This window comes from Streptomyces sp. NPDC127084 (assembly GCF_042724175.1).
GTDB lineage: Bacteria > Actinomycetota > Actinomycetes > Streptomycetales > Streptomycetaceae > Streptomyces.
This window is the reverse complement of sequence record NZ_JBHXFA010000190.1, coordinates 1-8,591: the sequence shown is the minus strand read 5'-3', so window position 1 is coordinate 8,591 and position 8,591 is coordinate 1. Positions and strand designations below refer to the sequence as shown.

Genomic DNA, 8,591 nt, shown 5'->3' with positions numbered 1-8,591 from the left:
GCGCGGGGCGGCCGCGGCCGCTCCCTCCTCGGGGGGGGGGCCTCCCAGCCGCGGGGTGACCACCCCCCGGCCCCTGGTAGTAGCCCGTGGGGGCGGGCGGGGGGGCGGGGCCCCTTCGTCGTGTCGCCGTGCCGCGCCATCGTGCCGTGTCGCGTGGCGGGCACCGGCGGCTAACGCCGCCTCAGGTGCCGGTCCAGGATCTCCCGGACACGGTCCACGTCCTCGGGGCCCTGTGCCCCCCGCTTGGGCAGCACCCCGACCGAGGAGGCCTGGTCGCCGCCCAGCAAGACGAAGAGACCGGGCGTCTCCAGGTACTCGCGGTGCACCGTCCACTCGAAGGAGAAGGACGCCCGCTCCGCGGTGGTGACGGCGCCGCGCTCGTCGGCCACCGTCCGGCACTCCCCGTACGGCTCCAGGATGCTGAACATCCGGCGGGACATGGTGCGCAGCCCCCACCGGACGGCCCAGCACCCGATCGCCGCGGAGAGCACGGCCGAGATGATCCACACGAGCACCGGGGCCCCTCGCAGCGCCCCGAACACAACCGCGGCCACCGCCGCGAGCACCGGCGCCAGCAGCTGCTGAGCCCGGCCCGCCGGCGTGCGGAAGGCGCGCGCACGGAGCGCCCCCTCGATGTCCGCGAGCGCCGGACGGTACACGAACTCCACCGACACGTCGTGTCCTGCGTACTGACGCGGGGAGCCCCCGCCTATGCCGTCCATGAGCGCGGATCTTAGGCCAGCGGCCGGAACGCGCTGGAAGGGCCCGGCCATCCCAGGTCCGGGCCCTTCCTCACTTCAGTTGCCGTTCGCCCGCCTCTGCGCTTCCGGGGAGGAGAGAGGAGAGGAGGCCGGAGGGAGCGGACTCTCGGGGGGACTGCCCGCTCCCCCCGATGAGAACCGGCCGCCCGGACCCGGGCCGCTCTCGGGGGGAAGCTCGCGGCGCGGGACCCCGCTGTGGGAGTCGGCTCCTTGCCCTCGGGACCCCTGCCGGGCCCGTCGGGTACTTCCATGCTGCGCCCGCCGACGGCCTTACCGGGCCTGGCGAAGGGCCCTGATCTCCGGGACCTTCGTCCATAAGGGCTCTGTGAAGGGCCTCGGTTAGACTCACCCGACTTCGCGATCTCGATCTCGCGACTTCACAGCGGACCGCAGGGGAGACAGGGACCGATGGTGCAAACGAAGAAGATCGCGCTCTACATAGTCGTCGTCTTCGTGCTGTACACGATCATCAACTCTCCCGAGCGCGCCGCTGACCTCGTCCAGATAGGGTTCGAAGGGATTTCGAGCGCCGCTCAAGGTGTCGGCGACTTCATGACGGAACTCGTCAACTAGGTCACGCCCGGAGGAAACGCCCCCATGATCCGCCATCTGGTCCTGTTCAAGCTCAACGAGGGCGTCGACCGCGACGAGCCCCGTGTGGCCGCCGGTGCGCGGGCCTTCCAGGAGCTCGGCGGCCTCATCCCCGAGCTGGAGTTCTGGGAGTGCGCCTGGAACATCACGGACCGGCCCATCGCCTATGACTTCGCGATCAACTCGGCGGTCGTCGACCAGGACGCGCTGAAGCGCTACATCGAGCACCCGGCCCATCAGGCGGCAGCCGGACAGTGGCGCGAGTTCGCCACTTGGGTGATCGCCGACTACGAGTTCTGAGCCGCTGGCGGCACCCCGGCCCAAAGCCCTCCACCGCTGCGGTGGGGGGCTCGCTTTGTGCTGCCGCGCTTCTGCCGTGCTGCTTCCGTACTTCCTCACGCTCCTTTGCGCCCCGTCTCCGCCCCGGGGCCGAACCCCCTATCCAGCGTGCCCCACAACACGGAGTTATGAGGTGCTTGCACACAGTGGACATGTCTTGTGATGCTATGACCGCTTTTGACGGATGAGTTGCCCGAGATCGATCCGCTGTTCGAATGATGAAGGGGTGGCGAGACCGTGTCGGCCAATACTGCGCCTCAAGTGCCGCCCCAGAGCGAGAGCTCCACTGACAGCGCGAGCAGTGCGAGCAGTGCGAGCAGTGCGAGCACCACACAGACCGAGAGCACCGGGAACACAGGGAGCGACGGGAACGGCGGGACCGAGGCCGCCACCAGACCCGGCAAGCCCCAGAGCCGCCGGGGCGCCGACACCAGGGCCCTCACCCAGGTGCTGTTCGCCCAGCTCAAGGATCTGGAGCTGGGCAGCCCCGAGCACTCACGGGTGCGCGCGGCACTGATCGAGGCGAATCTGCCGCTCGTACGCTATGCCGCCGCCCGCTTCCGCAGCCGCAACGAACCCATGGAGGACGTGGTACAGGTCGGCACGATCGGCCTGATCAACGCCATCGACCGGTTCGATCCCGACCGCGGGGTCCAGTTCCCCACGTTCGCCATGCCCACGGTCGTCGGCGAGATCAAACGGTACTTCCGGGACAACGTACGGACCGTCCATGTGCCGCGCCGGCTGCATGAGCTGTGGGTGCAGGTCAACGGCGCCACCGAGGACCTGACGACGGCTCATGGGCGCTCCCCCACGACCGCCGAAATCGCCGAGCGGCTGAAAATCTCCGAAGACGAGGTGCTCGCCTGCATCGAGGCGGGGCGGTCGTACCACGCGACCTCACTGGAGGCGGCCCAGGAGGGCGACGGCCTCCCCGGCCTGCTGGATCGCCTCGGGTACGAGGACCCGGCGCTCGCGGGCGTGGAGCACCGCGACCTCGTACGCCATCTGCTCGTACAACTGCCCGAACGGGAGCAGCGGATCCTCCTGCTGCGCTACTACAGCAATCTGACGCAGTCCCAGATCAGTGCGGAGCTGGGGGTTTCGCAGATGCATGTGTCCCGGCTGCTCGCCCGAAGTTTCGCCCGTTTGAGATCCGCAAACAGGATCGAGGCCTAACCGAAAGGGGTAGAACCCTTTCAGCCCACTTTGAGGGCCACAAAAGCCGCAGACCCCCTTTTTCCTGGCCGGATTTGATGGCGCGTTGTCGACAAGTCACTACAGCGTGTTGCCGACATGTGACATTCTGCGGGAACCGCGTTTGCCGCGGCCCCGCCTCCGGTATTCAGGTGGAGGCTGCGTTCCACCGATGGTCGCGGCCCCACGCGACCGTCCGCGACCTCCAGGGGGTGGCATGTCCGTAGAACAGGGCAGCTCGAAGGTGCTCACCCGCGCGTTGAGCGCTCCCTCGCCCGACGTCCTTCCGGTGCCGGCCCCGGCCGCCCCGGTGGCTTCGGTTGCTCCGCCGGCTCCGGCGCTCTCGGGAGCTCCCGAGTCCCCGGTCGCTCCGGTGGCTTCCGTCGCTCCGGTGGCCGCCGTCACCCCGGCACCCCAGCAGGCTCCCGAACCGCCGCCCGTGGCACCGGGAGCGCTCGACACCCGCACTCTCTCCCGCTCGCTCTTCCTGCGGTTGGCCACGCTGGAGAAGGACAGTCCGGAGCGCGCGTACGTACGTGACACCCTCATCGAGCTCAACCTGCCTCTGGTGCGCTACGCGGCGGCCCGCTTCCGCAGCCGCAACGAGCCGATGGAGGACATCGTCCAGGTAGGTACCATCGGCCTGATCAAGGCCATCGACCGCTTCGACTGCGAACGGGGTGTGGAGTTCCCGACGTTCGCGATGCCCACCGTCGTCGGTGAGATCAAGCGCTTCTTCCGGGACACGAGTTGGTCGGTCCGGGTGCCGCGCCGACTCCAGGAGCTGCGGCTGGCCCTGACGAAGGCGAGCGACGAGCTCTCCCAGAAGCTGGACCGCTCCCCGACCGTGCCCGAGCTCGCGGCGGTGCTCGGCGTCTCGGAGGAGGACGTGGTCGACGGCCTCGCCGTCGGCAACGCCTATACCGCCTCCTCGCTCGACTCCCCGTCTCCCGAGGACGACGGCGGCGAGGGCTCCCTGGCGGACCGCCTGGGCTATGAGGACAGCGCGCTGGAGGGCGTCGAGTACCGCGAGTCCCTCAAGCCCCTGCTGGCCAAACTCCCGCCGCGTGAGCGTCAGATCATCATGCTGCGCTTCTTCGCGAACATGACGCAGTCCCAGATCGGCGAGGAGGTCGGCATCTCGCAGATGCATGTCTCGCGACTGCTGACGCGGACCCTTGCACAGCTGCGCGAGGGCCTCATCAGCGACTGAGTCCCGCGGGCCCGGGTTCCTCTCGCGAGGTTGCCCGGGTCACCGGGGTTCCTCATTGACGACCCGTCAGACACACTGGCGCGATGCGACGACGGCGGCAGGGGCGACAGCAGGGGCGACTGGTCGGATACGGACTCGCGGGGCTGGCGCTCTGCCTCGGTGGAGCGCTCGCCGCCTGCGGAGGCGGCGGACAGGGCAAGGGTTACGCCGCCGTCGGAGTCGCGGGAGCCGGCTCCGACCACGGGCCGCGCGGGCCGGTGCGGCCGTCCGGGAGTGTGGCGCTCGTACCGCTGGACCGGGCGGCACCGTCGCCCGGCGCGGGCGGCAGGAGCGGCACCCCGACCGAAACGGAGGCCCCGGCCCCTTCCGCGAGCCGTAGCGCTCATACGGGACAGGGGGCCGCCGACTCCGGGGCCGATACCGCCGGCTCGCGCCCAGGCAGGCCCAGTGGGGCCGGAACGCCGTCCCGTACGCCTACGATCACGCCCGCGCCCTCCGAACCCGGCGGCTCGGAACCTGGCGGCTCCGCCCCTACTCCCGCGCCATCGCCGGGGCCGGCGGTACTGAGCGTCAGTGCCCCCGAGCGGGCCGGCACGGATCAGCGTTGGTGCGAGAAGGTGACGCTGACGTTCCGGAACAGCGGCGACTCGCCTGCGGACTCGGGCACCGTCACCCTCGGTACACACATCATCGGTGGACTCGGCATCGACTGGGCGACAATCGACTCCGTGCACCCGCTGCCGGTTCCGATCGGGGCGAAGGCCACCAGGACGCGGACATACACCGTCTGCGTGGACGCCTGGCGAGTGCCGCTCGGTATGCACATCGAGACACAGGACGTACGCCTCGACGGTCACGGCCCTGCCTGAGGAAACCGGTCCGGGAAATCCGGTCCGAGGCCCGCCTGCGCGGGATCCCGCCTGAGGAAACCGGTCCTGCTCAGCCCAGGGCGAGCCAGGCCGCGGCGCCGAGGATCACGACGACCGCCAGGACGCCGATGATCAGACCGACCCGCGAACCGGATGACGCGGTGGCCGCGGTACCCGCCGAGCGACCGCCGCCGCCGGGCTGGGCACCCTCGTCGACGAAAGCGCGGAACATCTGCGTACTGCCCGCCGGGTCGTAGTTGCCCTCGGGACCCTGGGGGGCTTGGGGGTTGTGTGCCATGGTCCAGGACCCTAGCGAACCCGGTCGGCCCGCCCAAGCCCAGGCCCACCAGTCGGTCACACCGATCGCGATGATCTTAACGGTCTCGCATTTGCAAATCCTTTGGTGTTCCTTTACCCCTGAAACCTCGCTTTCGTTTGCCTGCGGCAACCAATGGCTTTTATGGTTGCCCTAAGCAACAAGATCTGGAGGGGATGGCAGCCATGGCCGACCGCAGCCAGTACGAGGAGCTGGCACGGCAGATCAGCGCCATCGGCGCCGTGAAGCGCGAGCTCGCCCGTCATCTGCCCGTCGAATGCCCGAGTGGCTCGGCGGCTGTGCTCGCCCTCCTCGGCAGATACGGCGAGATGCGGATGAGCCGGCTCGCCGAACTGCTCGCCGTGAACATGTCGGTCACCAGCCGGCATGTGGCCCTCGTGGCCGACCGCGGCTGGATCGAGCGGGCACCGGATCCGGATGACCGGCGCAGCCGCATACTCCGGCTGACCCCCGAGGGCCAGGGCATGCTCGACGAGCTCAGCCGCCGGACCACGGATCTGTTCGCCCACTCCCTCAGGGACTGGTCCGACGACGACGTCGGACGGCTGAACGTGCTGCTGGCCCGGCTCCGTGACTCCCTCGGGGACTGCCGGAGCGCCTCCCGGCCCGCATGACCCGTACACCACCCGTACGGCACACGGCTGACTGACCGGCACCTGACTGACCACCACCTGACTGACCAGCTGACGGACTGACTGACGCACGCACTCGCTCACTCACGTCACGGACAAGAAAGCCAAGGACGTTCATGGCTACGACCACACCCACCGGTGTACGGGGCGGCCACCACGCCAAGACCGCGACCGAAGCCGGTACCGCGCACGCGGACACCCCCGGAGCCCCGATGACGCACCGGCAGATCATGGAGGCGCTGTCCGGGCTGCTGCTCGGCATGTTCGTCGCGATCCTGTCCTCGACGATCGTCTCCAACGCCCTCCCGCAGATCATCACCGACCTCGACGGCGGCCAGTCCGCCTACACGTGGGTGGTCACGGCCGCACTGCTGTCGATGACCGCGACCACCCCGCTCTGGGGCAAGCTCGCCGACCTCTTCTCCAAGAAGCTGCTGGTGCAGATCGCCCTGGTGATCTACGTGGGCGGCTCGGTCGTGGCCGGGCTGTCCCAGAACACCGGAATGCTGATCGCCTGCCGGGTGGTCCAGGGCATCGGCGTCGGCGGTCTCACCGCTCTCGCCCAGGTCATCATGGCCGCGATGATCGCCCCGCGTGAGCGGGGCCGCTACAGCGGCTACCTCGGGGCGACCTTCGCTGTCGCAACCGTCGGTGGCCCGCTGCTGGGCGGTGTCATCACCGACACCGAGTGGCTCGGCTGGCGCTGGTGCTTCTACGTCGGTGTGCCCTTCGCGCTGATCGCCCTGATCGTGCTGCAGAAGACCCTGAAGCTCCCTGTCGTGAAGCGCGAGGTCAAGGTCGACTGGGCGGGTGCCCTCTTCATCAGCGCCGCCGTCTCGCTGCTGCTGATCTGGGTGACCTTCGCGGGCGACAAGTACGACTGGGTCTCCTGGCAGACCTACGCCATGACCGGCGGCGCCGTGGCACTGGGCGGGATCTTCCTGATCATCGAGGCCAAGGCGAGCGACCCGATCATCCCGCTGCGGCTGTTCCGCAACCGGACCATCACCCTGGCCTCGCTGGCATCGCTCTTCGTCGGTGTGGCGATGTTCGCGGGCACGGTCTTCTTCAGTCAGTACTTCCAGCTGGCCCGGGGCGAGTCGCCGACGATGTCCGGCGTGATGACGATCCCGATGATCGGCGGCCTGTTCATCTCGTCCACGGTCAGCGGCATGGTCATCACCAAGACCGGCCGCTGGAAGGCCTGGCTGGTCAGCGGTGGTGTGCTGGTGACCGGTGGCCTCGGACTGCTGGGCATGATCCGGTACGACACCGACTACTGGCGGATCGCCGTCTTCATGGCCGTCATGGGCCTCGGTCTCGGCATGATGATGCAGAACCTCGTGCTGGCCACCCAGAACCAGGTGGCCCCGCAGGACCTCGGCGCCGCCTCGTCCGTGGTCACCTTCTTCCGCTCGCTGGGCGGTGCGGTCGGTGTCTCGGCACTCGGCGCGGTACTCGCCAACCGGGTCACCCACTATGTGGAGGACGGTTTCGCCGCCCTCGGTCCGCGCGGCGCGGCCCTCGGCCACGGCGGCACCGGTGGCGGAGGCATCCCCGACCTGGACGCCCTCCCGGCGCCGGTGCGCACCATCGTCGAGGACGCGTACGGGCACGGCGTGGCGGATGTCTTCCTGTGGTCCGCTCCCTTCGCGCTGCTGGCCTTCCTGGTGACCTTGTTCATCAAGGAGGTGGCGCTGAAGTCCTCGGCGGTGGCGCCCGACGCCGCGGAGAACGAGGGCGGGAGCGAGAGTGAAGGCGGAGGCGACGGCGAAGGCCCGCTGGACGAACCGGCGGCGGCAGCCGGTGCCGGTGCCCCGGTCGTGATACCGGCTCAGGCAGTGGAACCCCACCCCACCGGCACCGGGATCACCGTGCACGGAATCGTGCGCGGCGGTGACGGCACCCCGCTCAGCGGCGCCGCAGTCACCCTGATCTCGCTGGCCGGGCGGCAGCTCGGCCGCTCGGTGAGCCATCCGGATGGCTCGTACGCGCTCGACGCCCCGGAAGCCGGCACCTACGTGCTGATCACGTCGGCGGACGGCTTCCAGCCGGAAGCCACCACCGCGGTCCTCGGCAGCGAGCCGCTCGCCATCGACATCGCCCTCAGCGGTACGAGCGGACTGACGGGCACCGTCGTCACCGCCGATCGCGCACCGATCGAGGGCGCCATGGTGTTCGTCACCGATGCGCGCGGGGACGTACTCGCCACCGGCACATCGGCGTCCGACGGCGCCTTCGCCTTCGCGGAGCTGGCCCCCGGTCCGGTGACGGTCGCCGTGAACGCGGCCGGATTCCGGCCGCTGGCCCTCCCCGTGGACATCGCCACCCAGGGCGTGACTCGTATCGAGGCGGCCCTCCAGCCCGGTGCCGTGGTCCAGGGCGTGGTCCGCGCCGGTGGCGAACCAGGCGCGCGCGGGCCGCTGGGCGGCGCGCGGGTGACCCTTGTGGATGGCGCCGGGACCGTCGTCGGTGTCACGACGACCGGGGACGACGGGGCATACGCCTTCGCCGACCTGGACGCGGGTGTGTACACGCTGATCGCGACGGGCTACCCGCCGGTGGCCGGTGCCCTCACGGTCACCGCCGAGGGAGTCGACGGCCACGACATCGCGCTCGCCCACCCGGGCGAGTGACCAGACCCCCGTGCGG

General features: G+C 69.8%; 9 protein-coding genes. 7 read left to right on the top strand and 2 right to left on the bottom strand.

Going from position 1 to position 8,591, the window contains the following annotated elements:
* Positions 1 to 170 precede the first annotated feature (170 nt).
* Positions 171 to 722, bottom strand: a complete 552-nt coding sequence (locus tag ACFWI9_RS29910) for a hypothetical protein (protein ID WP_387167060.1) — start codon at positions 720 to 722, stop codon at positions 171 to 173.
* A gap of 447 nt (positions 723 to 1,169) precedes the next feature.
* Here ACFWI9_RS29910 and ACFWI9_RS29905 point away from each other — a divergent pair, with 447 nt between their 5' ends.
* The 5 genes from ACFWI9_RS29905 to ACFWI9_RS29885 all read left to right on the top strand — a co-directional run bounded on the left by ACFWI9_RS29905 (position 1,170) and on the right by ACFWI9_RS29885 (position 4,970).
* The gene (locus tag ACFWI9_RS29905) at positions 1,170 to 1,334 is read left to right on the top strand and encodes a hypothetical protein (protein ID WP_338671667.1); all 165 of its coding nucleotides are present in this window, start codon (positions 1,170 to 1,172) and stop codon (positions 1,332 to 1,334) included.
* Positions 1,335 to 1,358: 24 nt separating this feature from the next.
* Positions 1,359 to 1,652: a Dabb family protein gene (locus ACFWI9_RS29900; RefSeq protein ID WP_387167056.1), complete on the top strand. Its 294-nt coding sequence runs from the start codon at positions 1,359 to 1,361 to the stop codon at positions 1,650 to 1,652.
* Positions 1,653 to 1,952: 300 nt separating this feature from the next.
* A complete protein-coding gene (locus ACFWI9_RS29895) occupies positions 1,953 to 2,870 on the top strand; it encodes an RNA polymerase sigma factor SigF (protein WP_387167054.1) in 918 nt (305 codons plus the stop codon).
* 235 nt (positions 2,871 to 3,105) lie between these two features.
* A complete protein-coding gene (locus tag ACFWI9_RS29890) occupies positions 3,106 to 4,101 on the top strand; it encodes an RNA polymerase sigma factor SigF (protein ID WP_387167051.1) in 996 nt (331 codons plus the stop codon).
* Positions 4,102 to 4,184: 83 nt separating this feature from the next.
* Positions 4,185 to 4,970, top strand: a complete 786-nt coding sequence (locus ACFWI9_RS29885) for a hypothetical protein (protein ID WP_387167048.1) — start codon at positions 4,185 to 4,187, stop codon at positions 4,968 to 4,970.
* A gap of 70 nt (positions 4,971 to 5,040) precedes the next feature.
* Here ACFWI9_RS29885 and ACFWI9_RS29880 read toward each other — a convergent pair whose 3' ends face one another.
* The gene (locus ACFWI9_RS29880; protein ID WP_387167045.1) at positions 5,041 to 5,268 is read right to left on the bottom strand and encodes a hypothetical protein; all 228 of its coding nucleotides are present in this window, start codon (positions 5,266 to 5,268) and stop codon (positions 5,041 to 5,043) included.
* A gap of 203 nt (positions 5,269 to 5,471) precedes the next feature.
* Between ACFWI9_RS29880 and ACFWI9_RS29875 the strand changes: the two genes are divergently transcribed.
* Complete coding sequence (locus tag ACFWI9_RS29875; RefSeq protein ID WP_387167042.1) at positions 5,472 to 5,921, top strand: MarR family winged helix-turn-helix transcriptional regulator; 450 nt, start codon at positions 5,472 to 5,474, stop codon at positions 5,919 to 5,921.
* A gap of 134 nt (positions 5,922 to 6,055) precedes the next feature.
* Complete coding sequence (locus ACFWI9_RS29870) at positions 6,056 to 8,575, top strand: MFS transporter (protein WP_387167040.1); 2,520 nt, start codon at positions 6,056 to 6,058, stop codon at positions 8,573 to 8,575.
* Positions 8,576 to 8,591: the final 16 nt, after the last annotated feature.

Bases quoted from the DNA above. Each gene is read 5' to 3' on its own strand.
- ACFWI9_RS29910 (WP_387167060.1), bottom strand. From the start codon at position 722: ATGGACGGCATAGGCGGGGGCTCCCCGCGTCAGTACGCAGGACACGAC.
- ACFWI9_RS29905 (WP_338671667.1), top strand. From the start codon at position 1,170: ATGGTGCAAACGAAGAAGATCGCGCTCTACATAGTCGTCGTCTTCGTG.
- ACFWI9_RS29900 (WP_387167056.1), top strand. From the start codon at position 1,359: ATGATCCGCCATCTGGTCCTGTTCAAGCTCAACGAGGGCGTCGACCGC.
- ACFWI9_RS29890 (WP_387167051.1), top strand. From the start codon at position 3,106: ATGTCCGTAGAACAGGGCAGCTCGAAGGTGCTCACCCGCGCGTTGAGC.
- ACFWI9_RS29885 (WP_387167048.1), top strand. From the start codon at position 4,185: ATGCGACGACGGCGGCAGGGGCGACAGCAGGGGCGACTGGTCGGATAC.
- ACFWI9_RS29880 (WP_387167045.1), bottom strand. From the start codon at position 5,268: ATGGCACACAACCCCCAAGCCCCCCAGGGTCCCGAGGGCAACTACGAC.
- ACFWI9_RS29875 (WP_387167042.1), top strand. From the start codon at position 5,472: ATGGCCGACCGCAGCCAGTACGAGGAGCTGGCACGGCAGATCAGCGCC.
- ACFWI9_RS29870 (WP_387167040.1), top strand. From the start codon at position 6,056: ATGGCTACGACCACACCCACCGGTGTACGGGGCGGCCACCACGCCAAG.